Source organism: Klebsiella sp. Lac1 (assembly GCF_009825425.1).
In the GTDB taxonomy this organism is placed as follows: Bacteria; Pseudomonadota; Gammaproteobacteria; order Enterobacterales; family Enterobacteriaceae; genus Klebsiella; species Klebsiella electrica.
Genome location: NZ_VJZJ01000001.1, coordinates 2451413 through 2466800, shown reverse-complemented (window position 1 = coordinate 2466800; position 15388 = coordinate 2451413). Strand labels below are relative to the sequence as shown.

Below are 15388 nucleotides of genomic sequence, written 5' to 3'. Positions count from 1 at the left end.
TGACCCCTTTCAAACACACAGCGCCATCCGTCAACAACGGAGGTGGAGCATGCACAGAATGGACAAACTCACTACAGGCATTGCCTACGGCTCGTCCGCAGGTAGCGCGGGGTTCTGGATGCTACAACTGCTCGACAAAGTATCCCCATCCCAGTGGGCTGCCATTGGCGTTCTTGGGAGTCTGGTATTCGGTTTTCTTACCTACCTGACAAATTTGTATTTCAAAATCAAAGAAGACCGGCGTAAAGCTGCAAGGGGTGAATAATGTCTCCAGCACTTCGAAAAAGTGTCATTGCAGCTGTTGGCGGTGGCGCTATTGCTATCGCTTCTGCGCTTATCACAGGCTCGACCGGCAATGATGGTCTTGAGGGTGTACGGTATAAGCCGTACCAGGATGTAGTCGGCGTCTGGACGGTCTGCTATGGCCACACTGGCAAAGACATCATGTTGGGGAAAACCTACTCCGAAACAGAGTGCCGCATTCTGCTCAGGAAAGACCTGAACACCGTCGCCCGCCAGATTAACCCGTATATCAAACAGCCAATCCCCGAAACGATGCGTGGGGCGCTGTACTCGTTCGCGTATAACGTTGGCGCTGGCAATTTCCAGGTCTCAACGCTGCTGCGCAAAATCAATCAGGGCGACCAGAAAGGCGCGTGTGACCAATTGCGACGCTGGACCTATGCCGGTGGCAAAGAGTGGAAGGGCCTGGTAACGCGCCGAGAGATTGAGCGCGAAGTGTGTCTATGGGATGAAAAACCACAGAAAGTAGATGATGGCTTCGGGCCATTAAATCCCGGCATTCCGCCATCTGCTCCGGGAGTATTCTGATGAGCCGCTTAACCGCAATTATCAGTGCAGTGGTTATCTGCTTGATTGTTTGTCTCGGGTGGCTGGCAATGCATTACCACAATGCCGCCAGTCAGCAGGAAACCCGAGCCGAAACAGCAGAGTTGCAGGTAAACACCGCTCAGGCCATTACCTCAAACGTCCTGACCACTATGTCAATTTTCAATTCCATCGCAGAGGCCAATCAGCATGCAAAAGAGCAGATCGCACTGGGCGCATCGGGAGCCTCGGCAGACATCAAAGTGGCTATTGCGAGTGATGATTGCACTAATCGCCATGTGCCTGCTGGCGCAGTTAAGCGGTTGCAACAATACGCGAACGGTTTACGTCAAAGTGCCGGTGGTGCTGTTACCGGCCAGCCTGACAGCTGATACACCGCAGCCAGAAATACCTGACAATCTGACGTGGGGTCAGAGTCTGGATCTGAACGTCAGCCTGCTGTCGGCGCTGGGGCAGTGCAACAGGGATAAGGCTGATATCAGGCAAGCAGAGAAACAACGAGCCTCGCAATAGCGGGGCTTTTTAATGCGTATCGTACACGCAAACCATCGAGAGTCTTTCAGTCGTGAGCCTGAGGAACGCCGTTAAAGGTGGCGACCTCTCTCGGGCGGCGCTCCTGTACGACAGGCTCACATCTAAAAGGAAAACAGCATGAAAGTTATCAAATATTGGAAAGTTCAGCTTCTGCAGCTTTCTCAGGCTTTCGGGATTAGCGAAGACCGCAAGCCAATCGAAACTCTGTTATTTGAAGGTTACTCAAATGGTAAACCCTACATCAAGCTGGGCTCAGGAGTAAATATTGAGTTATGTATAGCACCCGACTCGCTGGAAACCCGCATCTTCCGTGACCACCTCATTGACGGCGTGCGCTGTATTCCGGTGTGTGAGGGTGATGATGAAACTGACGGAACGCCGGGTGAGGATACTAAGTCGCCATCACGAAAGTCCATGATTGAGTATATCAAGCAGGCTATTGGGGAAGGTTACCAACCTTGTGTCCCTGAGCTCATTGCAAATCCAGGGTTACTAACCTTCTTTCATGAAGAGGCAATTGATTACGAATATCGCCTCTGCGGGAGTTGGTATAACGAGGGGCATGGTTTTCAAGAGACTTTTAGCGCCCCTGAGAAAATTCACGATCACGCCTGCATAAACTGCTTTACCGATAAAGGTCCGTGCCTCGGTGACTGCCACGTGACCGACGTTAATAAGGCTCGCAGTTCCTCCTTCGAAGGCGTAGTGAAGCCGGTAATCAAATGGCTTAACGAAAACGCCAACCCTCATACATCAGTGAACATCGATGCAACCAGTGCTCAGTTGCTTACTGGTGAGATCGGTATTCACACGGAAGAGTTCATTAAGGACTGATTGGGCATTACAGAGCCACTTCACGAGGTGGCTCGATAATGTCAAGGCGAGGATCTACATATGGCAAAGCTGGACTGGGGCGAGCTTCAGCTACAGTTCCTGTCCGACCATGCCAAAACCGGCATTTCTCCCGAGGTCTGGTGTGAATCGCGGGGGCTGAAATACTCAAGCGCAAAGCGGTATATCAGAATTGCGAAACGTAGTGCGAATTCGCAAAAAAAAACTGCGAATAAAACTGCGAATTCGCAGAAGGGAAAACCGCAAAGCAAGGAAAAATCACCACCACCTGCAAGGGCGCTAATTACCGAAAATATCACACCTGAAATTGTTTCGTTAGATATTGATTTTTTTGGGATATCTGACCAGCAAGCCAAATTCGCACAATTCATTGTCGATGGTAAATCAAGGGTGGATTCCTATAGGGAAGCCGGATACTCGGGAGAGGGGGCAACGGCATATTCGAACGCATCGCGGATGCTTAGAAATGCCAGGGTTTCTCGCTATGTGCATCACCTCCGCAACGAACGCCAGAAACGTTATGCGGCAGAGCTTGATGATGTTATCGGGCAGTTGACTGCGATCATCAACGCAGACCCAAACGAGATAGCGCAATACCGCCGTGTTAACTGTCGTTACTGCTGGGGTCATCAGCATAAATACCAGTGGCGTGATATTGCCGAACAATTGGCTGCCGAGAGAAAGGCAGAGAAAGATGGCGTAGCACCTCCTGATACCTCAGGGGGAATTGGGTTTATCGATAACTCAGACCCTAACCCCGAATGCCCACGTTGTAACGGTGAAGGCAATGGGGAACCTTTTTTTGCTGATACGCGAGATCTGGAAGGCGATGCCCGCTATCTGCTGCAAGGCGTAAAGTTGGGCAAGTTTGGGATAGAAATTCTTACCTCGGATAAGGATAGCGCCCGTAAAGAACTGGCTCGCCTTATTCTCTTGCGCGCAACTAACGACCGTCAGGCGCAGCTTGATATTGAGCGCCTGGAACTGCAGAACGAGAAACTTCGTCACGAGATTGAATTGATGAAGGATGGAGACAAAGACAACGCGATCGTTGTGCATAACGCATTGCCAATACCTGGGCGATAATCATGGCCGATATTTACCTTCCTACGCTGCATGACGGTCAATTAAAGGTCTGGTCAGACTCCTGGGATTTTCCGCTGCATGCGGTTCGCTGTGGTCGCCGATGGGGTAAAACCTTCATGCTGTCGAGTGCAGCTGTTACCTATGCGACCGCTCCGTTTAAGCGCCCAGGCATGGATATTATGCTAGGCGGCCGCGTTGGCATCTTCACTGCTGAATATCGCCAGTATCAGGAGATATACGACAAGCTTGAAGAAACCCTTCTGCCGCTGAAAAAGAGCTTTAGCCGGCAGGAAAAGCGCCTGCTGCTGAAGAATGGCGGAAAAATAGACTTCTGGGTCACCAACGACAACAAGCTGGCCGGTCGTGGTCGTGAGTACGAAATCATCCTGATCGATGAGGCAGCGTTTACCAAGTCGCCTGAAATGCTGAAGGAAATCTGGCCGAAGTCGATTAAGCCCACACTGCTGACGACAAAAGGCCGTGCCTACGTATTTTCAACACCAGATGGGGTGGACGAGGAAAACTTCTTTTACGCCATCTGTCACGACAAATCATTGGGCTTTATCGAGCACCATGCCCCGACATCCTCTAACCCGTTCGTTCCGCCAGAAGAACTGGAGAAGGAGAGGCAGAACAACGATCCGCGCGTGTTCCGGCAGGAGTTCCTTGCCGAGTTCGTGGACTGGTCTGCTGCGTCGCTGTTCGACGTTCGCAAATGGTTTGATGGCGAGAATCAGGACCAGCCTGTTGAATACCCTGAAATGTGTCAGGCCGTCTTCGCTGTCATGGACACCGCCGTTAAAGGTGGTACTGAGCATGACGGCACTGCAGTAGTTTATTACGCATTAGACCAGCGCCCAGGCATGGAGCGCCTGACAATTCTCGACTGGGATGTAGTGCAGATAGACGGCGCGCTGCTGGAAACATGGATGCCGTCGGTATTCGAACGCCTCAATGATCTTTCTGGGCAGTGCGTTGCTGTAAACGGCAATATCGGCGTGTTCATCGAAGACGCCAGCATGGGCAGCATCCTCCTGCAGAAAGGCGAAAGCCTGGGATGGCCGGTCAACAAAATTGAGTCCGACCTGACCAGCAAAGGTAAAGACGAACGCGCAATTATGGCGTCCGGCTATCACTACCGCTGCCTGGCGAAGATATCCCGGTACGCCTACGAAAAGACAGCGGCCTTTAAAGGCGAAACAGCAAACCATCTGCACAAGCAGGTTTCCCGATTCCACCTTGCCGACAAGAAAGCGCATAAGCGCGCCGACGATTTACTGGATTGTTACACCTACGGGCTAATCATCGCGTTCGGTAACGGCGACGCACTCTGACGAGAAAATCAATGAATGAAGATGATATCGAAATCGGCAGCTGCTCGCCGGAGTTGATCACGCTCCTGGATAGCGACGATATCAAGCCTGGTATGTCGGCTGGATATCAGACCTGCAAAACGATTTACCTGTTTCACCCGTTAGGCGGGAAGATGGTAGACCGCCCGATCAAAATGGCAATGAACGAACCGCGATCTGTACATGTTGCTCAGTCGTACGGACTTGAGCAGCGTTTGCGCGATGCTTTTGAGCGGGAGTGGAAATCGATCGGGGCGGACCGGCATATCGCCAACGCGGCCCGTATATCGCGTATTTATGGCGTTTCTGCGATAGCTATGCTGGTGGATAACCAGGAACCAAACATATCGCTGGACTATCGCACGCTCTACAAGCACAACATCAGTTTTAATATTCTCGATCCGCTGAATACCGCGGGCAGTATCGTTCTGAACCAGGACCCTAACGCTCAAGATTTCCAGAAGGTTGACGGCATCCGGGTGGCTGGCAAGCCGTATCATAAATCGCGCTGTGTCGTCGTACAAAACGAGGACCCTATTTATCTGGCGTACAACCCTGCAGCATTCGGCTTTACGGGGCGGAGCGTTTACCAGCGTGCGCTGTTTCCGCTGAAATCATTCATTCAGACCATGCGCACTGACGACATGGTGGCAGTGAAAGGCGGCTTGCTGATCACCAGGATTAAAAACGCCGGGGCCGTGGTCAATAAGGTTATGCAGGCATTAGGCGGTATTAAGCGCATGATGCTGAAAAGGGGTAAGACAGGCGAGGTATTGCAGATAGGTCATGAAGATACGATCGAGTCTATTGACCTGAGCAATCTCGAAAAGCCTCTTGACTCTGCGCGCAATCACATTCTGGAAAACATCGCTGCGGCGGCTGACATGCCGGCGATCATCCTAAACTCTGAGACGTTCGCTCAGGGATTTGGTGAAGGGACGGAAGATGCGCGTTCTGTTGCTGTCTACATCGACAACATCCGCGAGTGGCTTGAGCCGCTGTACGATTATTTCATCCGCATTTGCCAGTATCGTGCCTGGAGTATTGAATTTTTCCAGTCCCTTCGTGCTGATTTCCCTGAGTTGAGAAATACGTACAGCCTTTATTTTGCGAAATGGATAAACAACTTCGAATATCGCTGGCCATCCTCCCTTAAGGAACCGGAAAGCGAGAAGGTGAAGGTTGATGAAATTCGCTTTAAGGCAATTGTCAGCATGCTTGAAGTACTGCTCCCGCAAGTAAATACCGATGACGAAAACAGGACTTCGCTGATTGAATGGGCTCAGGCCAATGCGAACGCCAATGAAAGCCTGTTCCCACAGCGCCTTGATCTGGACTTTGATTCGCTCAGGGATAATCGACCAGAGCAACAAAAACCTGAAGATCCGGGCGGCGGGATGATGCTATGAAAACTTTCACGCGAAGGGTACGGGAAGCGGTGAAGTTCTTTCTTCGCAACGGGTACACGTCGCGTGAGGAGCTTGAACGCTGGCAATCTATCATCAGGCAGGCCGCTGAGAGCGAAACCTCTGAAGATTACGCGGCAATGGTGACCAGAAACCTCACCCATGCGTATGACCTGCAGGTAGGGCGCGCATATGCGCTAAAGAGGCATCCTGGAATATCCCGCTTCACGCTTAACTATCTTGAGCCAAAAGTCAGGACGGAGCTTGACCGGCGAATACTGGCCAGCGTTGACCTGATAAGGCTCAATCGGCAGAAAGCCATTGATACCACGCTATCCCGCTTTAGTGGCTGGGCCAGTAGCATTCCTTCTGCTGAAAGCATTGCTCTGCGCGGTATTCAGGGAACGATGCTGGAAACAGCGACGCATATTCAGAAATCCGCCGAGCAAATGGATTTCGAAGCGCGCCGAGTGATGATTGACCAGAACCATAAGTTGATCGCCAATATCGATAATGTGATTGCAACCAGCAATAACGCGATAGCGGCGATATGGCACAGCCACTGGCGCCAGCCAAACTATGACTACCGTGAGGACCACAAGGAGCGCGATCTGCTGTATTACCTGATTCGCGGGAATTGGGCGCAGAAAAACGGTTATGTCAAAGCTGGTCCGGCTGGCTATCTCGATGAAATCACGCAGCCCGGCGAAGAGGTTTTCTGTCGCTGTTACGTGACTTACATCTACAACATCCGCAGCATTCCTGAGTACATGCTGACCCAGAAGGGTCGCAAGTTTCTGGAGTCTATGAAAGCAGCATAGGAGCATTAAAACGTGGCTATTTTTGGCAGCGGGATAATGTTTCGTCAGGGGAATTTCGTCTTCCTGATCCAGCGCTCAGATGATGGCACATGGTGCCAGCCTGGCGGAACGATAGAGGCAGGAGAGTTAGCCATAGACGCCGCACGGCGCGAGGTGCTGGAGGAAACAGGCTATCAGTACGATGGCCCGTTGACGCCGCACAGCGTATATGGTGACTACCTGACATACCGAGCAGACGTGCCGGAGCAGTTCGAAGCTAAGCTAAACGACGAATCGCTGGCAGCCGGATGGTTTCATATTGACGATCTGCCAAAGCCGCTTCACCAGCCTTTCGCTGAAATGCTGGCGCAGCAGGCGCTCAACGAAACCGACGTGGCCACGCTCATCGCTGACGGAACGCTCAGCAGCCCGCAGTACTTTATCAACATGTGGCTGTTCGCCATCCGGGTGACGGGTACAGGGGTCACCTGGCGATCTGCAGATCAGGAGATGACGTTCCGTAACCCGGACGACTATCTCACCCCAGAATTTCTCCAGAGGGTAGCCGGAGTACCACTTATCTGGCTTCACCCTGAAAAAAGAACACTTGATAGTGACGAGTTCTCAAAGCGCGTTATTGGCACCCTGACAAATGCCTGGGTTGCCGATAAGGGCGAAGTGTGGGCCGTTGCGCGTGTGTACGACGCCGAAGCTGCTGAAATTATGGCAACAAGGCAATTAAGCACCTCGCCAACTGTGAGGTTCTCAGAGGTTGCTAAATCAATCATTGTCGACGGTCAGCCTCTACTGGTGGAGCCATCCCCCGAGCTGCTCGACCACGTTGCAATTTGTGAACAGGGTGTATGGGACAAGCTCCTTAACCCCACCGGTGTTAAATCTGATTCCATTCCCAAAGAGGCTGAAAAGATGGACGAGGAAAAATTTGTAGAGCTATTCAATAAGTGCATGGATGCTCGCATGGCTAAAGCAGACTCCGAGGCCAAAGAAGCCAAAGAGAAAGCGGATGCCGAAGAGGCCGCCAAGAAAGAAAAGGCGGATGCAGAAGAAAAAGAGGCTGAAGAGGCTAAGGCCGCTAAGGAAAAGGCAGATGCCGAAGCTAAAGACAAGGCCGATGAAAGCGAGCTGAAAAAGCGGGAGAACGAAGCCAAGGGCGAAGATGACAAACTGGAACGTGAGCGGAAAGAGCGCGAGCGTGAAAAAGCTGACTCTCAGTTACGCCAGGAAATCGCCGAACTGCGCTCTCGAATCCCCACCGAGTTGAGCGATGAGGAGCGTAACGAAGTTGCTGATGCACAGGTTAAGGCCGATAGCGTCTTCTCCAGCTTCGGCAAGCGAGCGCCAGTCCCTCTGTCTGGAGAAAAGCCGATGGCTTACCGGCGCCGGCTGATGATTCAACTGCAGGAGCATTCGCCGGACTACAAAGCCGTCGATCTCTCTTCTATCGCCGATTCTCAACTGCTGAGCACTGCCGAAAAGCATATCTATGCCGACGCGCAGAAGGCAGCCAGCCTGTCAGTAGGTCCGGGTATGTTGCGCGAGATTAAGCGCGCCGATGCAACCGGTCGACAAATCAGCACCTTTGAAGGCGATCCTGCCGCTACCTGGGCGCCGTTCCAGTCTGGCAAGCGCCAGGTCACCAGTTTTAACAACCAGGCTTAACGGGAGTTCTCAAGCATGGCTAACTTATCTCTTAACCCGATGGCAACCACGAACGCGCTGGGTTCCTTCGGTGTGCAGTCAGATGGCCTAATTCAGGGCGTTGCTCTGGATGACCCGGCTAACCGTTTTAACCTGGCCTCCGGCACTGTCGCTCCAACCGAAACCAAACCGATGTGGGGTGGTATTCCTGTCGCTGAGCTGCTTCCGGGTATCAAATCCAGTCCGCGCGGTTCGTCCATTCGCAGGGCCGTGTCGCTTGCTGAAATGGAAGGGTTCACTGTCTTCAACCAGGCTCACAATGGGCTGACCACTCCGCAGTCACCAGTACCTCTGTATGCGGCTGGAATGAGCGTTTCTTTCTATCGCTTCGGTTCAAACATGCGCGTTCCGTTGAAAGCGTCTGCACAGGTTGTAGCGCTGGGAACTACTGGCGCATCAGTTAAAACTCCCCTGGCGTGGGACTTCGTTAATAACCAGTTGACGACTGCCGCCGCCGCCGCATATTCCGGTGCCGAGCTGACGACCATTGAGTTGACGTTTAATAACGGTGTAGCAACGGCCGGCTTTGCATCCGCGCACGGAATCACTGCCGGAAAATACATCACCATCAGCGGCGCAGTGCCGACGGCATTCAATGGCACATACTACGTAGCCTCCGTCCCGACCGCACTTTCTCTGACTTTTATTCCGGCTGTAGCGCCAACAGGTGATGCTTCCACTCAGGGTACTGTCAGTGCGCCTAATTCGTCGGCGGTAGCTTCCTACACCTTGCCGGTGAAGGTTATATCCATTGAGTCCGGGAACTCCAAAACTGTCAACTACGACAGCGATACGGGATTCCTTACCTGGAACAACACCGACAGCTGCGCGCTGGTCTTACTTTAATCGGGAGCTGAATTAAATGGCTGCAATTACCCCCAGCTACACCATCGTCAATCCGTCGTATATTGCGCCGGAGATGATCATTGGTTACCAGCAGGCGTCCGGTGCGTTTGAAACCATCGCCAGCGGTAACCCGCAGGTTCGCCTCGGCGTAGGCGATCAGTACGTCTATATGCGCCGCCTGGATATCCGCACCCAGACTACATCTAGTCAGTCTGGTAACGGCAACCAGCTACCGAGCGTTGCACTCGACGCGCGCATGATTTCCACTCCAACCTACCTGTTCCGTTGCCGCGGCATTTATGACCATCACGATATGGCTGCCGCCGGTAACTGGAACTTCGCGCTCCCAGAAGCTCAACGCCTGGGCATGCGACAGGGTATCTTCCAGCAACTTCGCGGAGCACTGCTGTACGGGATGAATCCTGCTGGTGGTGAAGGACTCCTCAACACCGCGGGTGCGACTACTGAAACCCTGCCGGCTGACAGTACAGGCAATACCACTGTTTTGACCTATGACCACGGTCAGATGGCAGTTTACCTGCTTGGGCATGTGCAGGCCGCCATGACCCGAACTATGCAGCTCGGTCGTCAGCAGCGCGTTGTTATCCTCGGTCCGCAGCGTGTTCTGGGTTCGATGGAGATTCAGCAGATCGTTCAGTTGACATCTTATCAGCGTCCTGGCGGTGGTACTGATACCGTCGGCGGAACGGTGAAGACCGTTTTGGGTGGCGCAAATATTCAAGTTGACTGGGTGTATGACGATACGCTTATCGGGGCTGGCGCTGGTGGTACGGACGCGGTGGTTATCACCATTCCTGAAGTTGAAGTGCCAATGGTCAACTCGACTGTGAACACCAACGAATTTGCCAAACTGACCCCGTCTCTTTCGGCGAATGCCCTGATGTTCACCGATATGGCGGCACCGATGGAAATCCCGACACCAATTCCCGGAGGCGCTATCGACGTATTGTCTGAAATGCGCTCTACGTCTGGCTGGGCTATCCGTCCGGAAGCTATCACCATTCTGTCGATGGCATATAGCTCCTGATTCAAATTTTTTCAGCGTTAAAGCCTCTGCAGGGGAAACCATGCAGAGGCTTTTTATGAGGGTAATCAATGCAACTCTATATCGCCAATACCACCAAACAGCGCCATATTTTCACTTTCCGCATGATGGAAACCGGGCGCCTGCGTCAAATCCCTATCGACCACGGATCGCAAATGGTAGTGCTGGAAGGATCAACAGAAGAGGTCGAGGCGGTCATTCAACACCATCAGGTTTACGGTCTGATCGATTCAACAAAAATCGACCAGAGCCAGGCGTTTGTCGGCCTGTGCTACAGCATTAATAAGCCTGTCTCTGCCAGCGTTATCGAGAAAACCATTCGCGATAACGACAACCATCTTACCCGTGGTGCGCATGGACGCCGGCAGGCATCTATCGCTGCGCTGGACAGCAAGCTTCGCGAAAGCGGGATCGGCTATGGCGGAGATATGGAATTTAACGCAGAGCAGACCAAGGGTCGTGACGAGCAGGACGACGAGCCGACCATCAGCGAAACTATCGCCACGCCGAAAGCTGGGAGCAAGAGAAAATGAGTACAAACCTGGCCGCATTTATCATATTCATTCGTACCGAAGTGGGTGTGACTGCCGACCAGGTTCCCTATGACTCGCCGTCATTCTCTCTTGCATATAACGCCGCAGTTGAATGGGTAAACCCTGACATCGCGAGTGTTATGCCTAATATGTACAGCGTCGCCGTTTACAACCTGGGTGCGTCATTCCTCATCAATTACGGCACGGAGTCTGTTTTTTCTCAGTTCCGCAAGGATCATGGGCTGAACGATTTCAAGGCGGGAGTCATCACGGGCGCCGGGGATAACTCGACCAGCGCTCAGCGATTGGTCCCTGACTTTTTCAAAGACCTTTCACTGGCTGATTTGCAAATGCTTCAGGACCCCTGGGGGCGTCGCTACCTGATGATCGCGCAGCAGTTCGGGAGCCTTTGGGGGTTGTCATGATCACTCTTCATCTGGGTGTTATCGATATTCCATACGAGGACGAGAACACCACCACCGGAGATGTGGCGGAGCGCCTTGAGAGGAAATATCACATTATGCAGACGTTTTTTGACCGCTACGGAAACGATATTGCCGACCTGATGAGTAAAGATCTCGCCAACAGCCTCGAAAACATGTTCGCGGGTGCGCCGCCAACGAAAGACCCCCTCGCTGAGTCAATGTCAAGAGTTCACGATCTATTCGTTGGGTTTCTTGATAATTCAGAAATGAATGGATTACCTGGCGTCCCAACTCGCCGGGCGCTCGAGGGTATATCAAAACGCTTCAAGAACAAAAAAGGGCCGCCTCGCCCTTCGTTCATTGATACAGGAACCTATCAGGCAGCAATGCGAGCCTGGGTAAGCGGGGTGCTGAATGCCTTCCCTGAGTGAGTTACAGAATGCCAAAACGGAACTGAACGCCACCCTGACGCAAGGTCTTGATGATCTGAGCCGGTTCCAGATAGTGACTTTCACGAAGTACATCAGAAAGGTGCTTCCGCTAGATGGCTTCGTTTTCTGGGTTAAAGCCTCGGTTCTGTCGGACGATCCGAACAACGAGCCTGATACGGTGGATGTTAAGGGATATCTGCACCTGACGACAGAAACAATCCAGGACGACGAGCAGTTGTACGACCGCAATGTGGTGACGTTCACTGCGCAGGCGGACATCGACCCGTTCAACGATATCGGGTCAGAGGTGCTCTACATCGGCGAGTTTTTTGGCGTTCAGTTCTCGTTCTCCCGGCGTACCGGGCTGAATGAGCCAGCAAACCTGTACCACTACACCGGAGAGGCCATTTTCCCGCACATGCGGTCGCAGATCATCAACTCTGCTGACGATATAGACCTGTCTGATGTGGTGGTGTCTAGTTCTCTGCCGATCTGGCTGGCCCTGAATCAGTACATGCCGATGTTTCCGGCGATGCTCTCAACGCAAAACCTTTCGCCGCCCTATGCGACGGTGAAATGCAGCAACACGTCTCCGATCGCCGGCGCATTCTATCTGGACGAAAAGCAAAATCAGTATCAGCTGGTATCGGAAGATGTGACGCTATCGGTCACCGGCCTGCGTAACGCCAGCATTGAAGACTTTGTGCGGTATGTGCAGGACCACACGACCGGCGATGCCCCGGAGATGGGGATCATGAACATCCCAGTTGTGCAGGATGAGCGCGTCACGCAGAACGAGCTGAACATCATCGCCATGCGCAAAACCATCAAATTCAAAATTAACTACTACCAGCAACGGATGCGTGACCTGTCGCGCCGGCTGATCACATCTGCAATTCCGAACATTTACCCGGAGAAATAAGTAAATGGCAATTGTTAATATTAACGTGTCGGTGACGAATCCGCCGAAGCCCTCGCAGTTGTTAAAGTCCGGGGCGATGATTTCCATGGGTGGCACCACGCTGAATGCAGGTGAATATCAGCTGCTGACCAATGAAAGCGACCTTGCCAGCATTCTGGCTCCGGCAAAATCAATTTCGTCTCTTGCCTGGGCGACCGGTGTGGTGACGGTAACGCTTTCTGCCGCGCATGGCTGGGCGAACGAATCGCAGGTTCCCGTGCTTATCTCCGGATCAGCACCAGCAGGCTACAATGGCGCCTATACAGCGACAGTGACGGGGGCTAATACCTTCACCTATCCGCTGACGACCAATCCCGGAACCGCGACAACCATGGGCTCTGTGAAAACAGTCGTGGCGAACGAAATTTCTCAAATGAACACCTCGTTCTGGTCGCAGGGGAAAACCCGATCGGTGTATGTGCTTGAGCTGGGCGATGTTTCCATTGCTGACGCCGTGACTGCTCTGACCGCCTTCATTGCCGGGGATGTGTCTCTTGGCAATACCTATCAGAAATTCTTCTCCTATCTTGTCCCTCGGGAGTGGGAGTCGAACGCCAGCTTTAAAACTCTGACCGGACTTTATACCTCCCCGGGCAGTCTGGTTTATTTCTTCGTTACCACGACGATCGCCACCTATCAGGCATGGGTGGCAACGAAAAATAAAACAGTGTTCGCTGGCGTAGAGTCACCAGATATCCCGGCCAGCGAGTTTTCCATGGCCGGTCCGTTTCAGTCGTCTCTGGCTAACGACCCGGGCTCCAGCAATATGGTGCCGCCGATGGCGTACCGCTTCATGTACGGCCTGACTGAATATCCTCTTGAAGGCAACAGCGCGCTGCTGAAATCGTTGCAGGACAGCAACATCAACTATATCGGTACTGGCGCGGAAGGCGGCCTGAGCAACAAGGTTCTTTTCTCCGGACGCATGCTGGACGGGAACCCGTTCAACTACTGGTATTCAGTGGCATGGACCGCGATTAACCTTGAGCTCGATCTGGCGAACGAGATTATCAACGGCTCTAACACGACGGTTAACCCGCTCTACTATGAGCAGAAGGGTATCGACCGCCTACAGCGCCGTGCGCTTAAAACGATGCGCAACGGCATCAGTTACGGCCTGATCCTCGGTCGTGTCATTGACACGCAGTTGATTCAGCAGGATTTCAACACCGAGTACGATAAAGGCACTTACGCCGGGAACGCCGTAATCAACGCCGTTCCGTTCAGCAACTATACCAGCCTGAACCCGTCAGATTATCAGGAAGGGAAGTACAACGGACTTAGCGCCGTCATGACTCCTCGCCGAGGCTTTGAATCCATCACGTTCAATGTGAACGTAACGAACTTTGTAGGGGCGTAAAAAATGGGCAACCCATTAGTACCGCAGGGCTTTCTTAACCGCGTTCGCGGGGCTATTTCTGTCACGGATACCCCCGCGCTTAACGTCTCTGCCTCATACCTGGCAAAAGACGCCATCAGCCTGCGTCCGGACGGTCCGGCGACCGATATTATTCCGACGCTGACCGGCACTGTCGGCAGCCAGGCGCCGTATCAGCAGGTTACGCTGACCGTGCATCTTCTCAAAACCCAGGGGCTGGGTGAAAGCTATCGCCAGCGCTTCCTGACCGATACCGCGCTGGGTGAAGTCGTGGTGACGCCGGATGCAAACACCTTCGGCAACCTGACGCTGCTTAACTGCTATCTGGTCAACTTCAACGAACTTACCTTCAGCGGTATGGACCCGGCGTTTGTGGTGACCATCAGCGGCTACATGAACACCAACGACAGCATGTGGGTGTAATGCATGAAAATCGATAAAAAATTGAACCTCGTTAGCAACATCACCCGCGGTGATGGTTCTATCGTCTATCTGCATGTCACGCCGTTCCCGTATGAAGTGGTAGAAGAATACTGTGTATTGCTGGGTAACCTGTTTACCAACTTCATTGCACAGGTTGGCCCTCTCGGCTCTGCGCGCGTAGCCGCCATGATGCTGAGAAAAAGGCTCAGGCAGGATCTGGAAGCGAGAAAACAGGACAATCAGAGCCTGGCCGAACCTCCACAAACCTTAACCATCGTCGACGAGATTCAGCGCCTGACCGTGGTTGTCTATAGCGACGATGGCCAATGGAAGACCGCGCCGCTTGAGGTGGCATTCAAACAGGGGGTTATTGACCCTGACGAATACCGCGAGGTTGAGGGGGAGGTGGTTTTTTTTATGGTTTCCTCTGCCATTCAGAAAGCGAACCTGATCGCTCCAACCGTGGGAACGGTGATCAAAATGTACGATGGGCAACTCACCTCATCGAGCGTTACGGCGTTTCGCGATTCGTTGCTGACGTCGAAGCCGGATACCGATACCCAGACCCAGAATGCCCAGCCGGAAACGTCATATATACCCTCTTAGACTGGGCGTCGAATGAGGGATTCTGGCGAGTTATCCGGGAAATAACTGGCGAGGAGTACGCCAGCCCGGCTCAGTATCGCCAGCGTTTCATTCTGTCAGCACTCAAAGAAAGAGGTTTTTT

Annotated in this window: 19 protein-coding genes; all 19 read left to right on the top strand. The window is 52.8% G+C overall.

What is annotated here, in order from left to right; translation table 11 throughout:
- The first annotated feature begins 49 nt into the window (after positions 1–49).
- The 19 genes from FNY10_RS12115 to FNY10_RS12030 all read left to right on the top strand — a co-directional run bounded on the left by FNY10_RS12115 (position 50) and on the right by FNY10_RS12030 (position 15267).
- Positions 50–265 carry a class II holin family protein gene (locus FNY10_RS12115; RefSeq protein ID WP_131050591.1) on the top strand — a complete coding sequence of 72 codons (216 nt, stop codon included), beginning with the start codon at positions 50–52 and terminating at the stop codon, positions 263–265.
- On the top strand, positions 265–831 hold the full coding sequence (locus FNY10_RS12110; RefSeq protein ID WP_160705022.1) for a lysozyme: 567 nt from the start codon (positions 265–267) through the stop codon (positions 829–831). Before FNY10_RS12115 ends, FNY10_RS12110 begins: the two co-directional genes overlap by 1 nt.
- A complete protein-coding gene (locus tag FNY10_RS12105) occupies positions 831–1220 on the top strand; it encodes a DUF2570 domain-containing protein (protein ID WP_160705021.1) in 390 nt (129 codons plus the stop codon). The genes FNY10_RS12110 and FNY10_RS12105 overlap by 1 nt, the downstream gene beginning before the upstream one ends.
- Positions 1105–1362, top strand: a complete 258-nt coding sequence (locus tag FNY10_RS26950; protein WP_416309058.1) for an Rz1 lytic protein — start codon at positions 1105–1107, stop codon at positions 1360–1362. Before FNY10_RS12105 ends, FNY10_RS26950 begins: the two co-directional genes overlap by 116 nt.
- Before the next feature lie 138 nt (positions 1363–1500).
- Positions 1501–2217: a hypothetical protein gene (locus FNY10_RS12100; RefSeq protein ID WP_160705020.1), complete on the top strand. Its 717-nt coding sequence runs from the start codon at positions 1501–1503 to the stop codon at positions 2215–2217.
- A gap of 60 nt (positions 2218–2277) precedes the next feature.
- On the top strand, positions 2278–3321 hold the full coding sequence (locus FNY10_RS12095) for a terminase small subunit (RefSeq protein ID WP_160705019.1): 1044 nt from the start codon (positions 2278–2280) through the stop codon (positions 3319–3321).
- 2 nt (positions 3322–3323) lie between these two features.
- On the top strand, positions 3324–4655 hold the full coding sequence (locus tag FNY10_RS12090) for a terminase large subunit domain-containing protein (RefSeq protein ID WP_160705018.1): 1332 nt from the start codon (positions 3324–3326) through the stop codon (positions 4653–4655).
- 11 nt (positions 4656–4666) lie between these two features.
- Positions 4667–6082, top strand: a complete 1416-nt coding sequence (locus FNY10_RS12085) for an anti-CBASS protein Acb1 family protein (protein WP_160705017.1) — start codon at positions 4667–4669, stop codon at positions 6080–6082.
- Positions 6079–6900 (top strand): hypothetical protein, encoded by an 822-nt coding sequence (locus tag FNY10_RS12080; protein ID WP_160705016.1) that lies wholly within the window; start codon positions 6079–6081, stop codon positions 6898–6900. Before FNY10_RS12085 ends, FNY10_RS12080 begins: the two co-directional genes overlap by 4 nt.
- A 12-nt stretch (positions 6901–6912) precedes the next feature.
- Positions 6913–8559, top strand: coding sequence for an NUDIX hydrolase (locus FNY10_RS12075; RefSeq protein WP_160705015.1), 1647 nt, complete (start codon positions 6913–6915; stop codon positions 8557–8559).
- A 15-nt stretch (positions 8560–8574) separates the two neighbouring features.
- Complete coding sequence (locus tag FNY10_RS12070; RefSeq protein ID WP_160705014.1) at positions 8575–9444, top strand: hypothetical protein; 870 nt, start codon at positions 8575–8577, stop codon at positions 9442–9444.
- Between the two features lie 16 nt (positions 9445–9460).
- Positions 9461–10492 carry a DUF2184 domain-containing protein gene (locus FNY10_RS12065; RefSeq protein WP_160705013.1) on the top strand — a complete coding sequence of 344 codons (1032 nt, stop codon included), beginning with the start codon at positions 9461–9463 and terminating at the stop codon, positions 10490–10492.
- Between the two features lie 68 nt (positions 10493–10560).
- Positions 10561–11043: a hypothetical protein gene (locus tag FNY10_RS12060; protein WP_160705012.1), complete on the top strand. Its 483-nt coding sequence runs from the start codon at positions 10561–10563 to the stop codon at positions 11041–11043.
- Positions 11040–11468, top strand: coding sequence for a hypothetical protein (locus FNY10_RS12055; RefSeq protein ID WP_160705011.1), 429 nt, complete (start codon positions 11040–11042; stop codon positions 11466–11468). The genes FNY10_RS12060 and FNY10_RS12055 overlap by 4 nt, the downstream gene beginning before the upstream one ends.
- Positions 11465–11899, top strand: coding sequence for a hypothetical protein (locus tag FNY10_RS12050; protein ID WP_160705010.1), 435 nt, complete (start codon positions 11465–11467; stop codon positions 11897–11899). Before FNY10_RS12055 ends, FNY10_RS12050 begins: the two co-directional genes overlap by 4 nt.
- A complete protein-coding gene (locus tag FNY10_RS12045; protein ID WP_160705009.1) occupies positions 11883–12821 on the top strand; it encodes a hypothetical protein in 939 nt (312 codons plus the stop codon). The genes FNY10_RS12050 and FNY10_RS12045 overlap by 17 nt, the downstream gene beginning before the upstream one ends.
- A gap of 4 nt (positions 12822–12825) precedes the next feature.
- A complete protein-coding gene (locus FNY10_RS12040) occupies positions 12826–14220 on the top strand; it encodes a hypothetical protein (RefSeq protein WP_160705008.1) in 1395 nt (464 codons plus the stop codon).
- A 3-nt stretch (positions 14221–14223) separates the two neighbouring features.
- Positions 14224–14661: a hypothetical protein gene (locus FNY10_RS12035; protein WP_160705007.1), complete on the top strand. Its 438-nt coding sequence runs from the start codon at positions 14224–14226 to the stop codon at positions 14659–14661.
- A 3-nt stretch (positions 14662–14664) separates the two neighbouring features.
- The gene (locus FNY10_RS12030; RefSeq protein ID WP_160705006.1) at positions 14665–15267 is read left to right on the top strand and encodes a hypothetical protein; all 603 of its coding nucleotides are present in this window, start codon (positions 14665–14667) and stop codon (positions 15265–15267) included.
- Positions 15268–15388: the final 121 nt, after the last annotated feature.

Coding starts and splice junctions, on each gene's coding strand:
- FNY10_RS12055 (WP_160705011.1), top strand. CDS start 11,040: ATGAGTACAAACCTGGCCGCATTTATCATATTCATTCGTACCGAAGTG.
- FNY10_RS12080 (WP_160705016.1), top strand. CDS start 6,079: ATGAAAACTTTCACGCGAAGGGTACGGGAAGCGGTGAAGTTCTTTCTT.
- FNY10_RS12035 (WP_160705007.1), top strand. CDS start 14,224: ATGGGCAACCCATTAGTACCGCAGGGCTTTCTTAACCGCGTTCGCGGG.
- FNY10_RS12090 (WP_160705018.1), top strand. CDS start 3,324: ATGGCCGATATTTACCTTCCTACGCTGCATGACGGTCAATTAAAGGTC.
- FNY10_RS12040 (WP_160705008.1), top strand. CDS start 12,826: ATGGCAATTGTTAATATTAACGTGTCGGTGACGAATCCGCCGAAGCCC.
- FNY10_RS12065 (WP_160705013.1), top strand. CDS start 9,461: ATGGCTGCAATTACCCCCAGCTACACCATCGTCAATCCGTCGTATATT.
- FNY10_RS12095 (WP_160705019.1), top strand. CDS start 2,278: ATGGCAAAGCTGGACTGGGGCGAGCTTCAGCTACAGTTCCTGTCCGAC.
- FNY10_RS12115 (WP_131050591.1), top strand. CDS start 50: ATGCACAGAATGGACAAACTCACTACAGGCATTGCCTACGGCTCGTCC.
- FNY10_RS12060 (WP_160705012.1), top strand. CDS start 10,561: ATGCAACTCTATATCGCCAATACCACCAAACAGCGCCATATTTTCACT.
- FNY10_RS12105 (WP_160705021.1), top strand. CDS start 831: ATGAGCCGCTTAACCGCAATTATCAGTGCAGTGGTTATCTGCTTGATT.
- FNY10_RS12050 (WP_160705010.1), top strand. CDS start 11,465: ATGATCACTCTTCATCTGGGTGTTATCGATATTCCATACGAGGACGAG.
- FNY10_RS12085 (WP_160705017.1), top strand. CDS start 4,667: ATGAATGAAGATGATATCGAAATCGGCAGCTGCTCGCCGGAGTTGATC.
- FNY10_RS12100 (WP_160705020.1), top strand. CDS start 1,501: ATGAAAGTTATCAAATATTGGAAAGTTCAGCTTCTGCAGCTTTCTCAG.
- FNY10_RS12030 (WP_160705006.1), top strand. CDS start 14,665: ATGAAAATCGATAAAAAATTGAACCTCGTTAGCAACATCACCCGCGGT.
- FNY10_RS12070 (WP_160705014.1), top strand. CDS start 8,575: ATGGCTAACTTATCTCTTAACCCGATGGCAACCACGAACGCGCTGGGT.
- FNY10_RS12110 (WP_160705022.1), top strand. CDS start 265: ATGTCTCCAGCACTTCGAAAAAGTGTCATTGCAGCTGTTGGCGGTGGC.
- FNY10_RS12045 (WP_160705009.1), top strand. CDS start 11,883: ATGCCTTCCCTGAGTGAGTTACAGAATGCCAAAACGGAACTGAACGCC.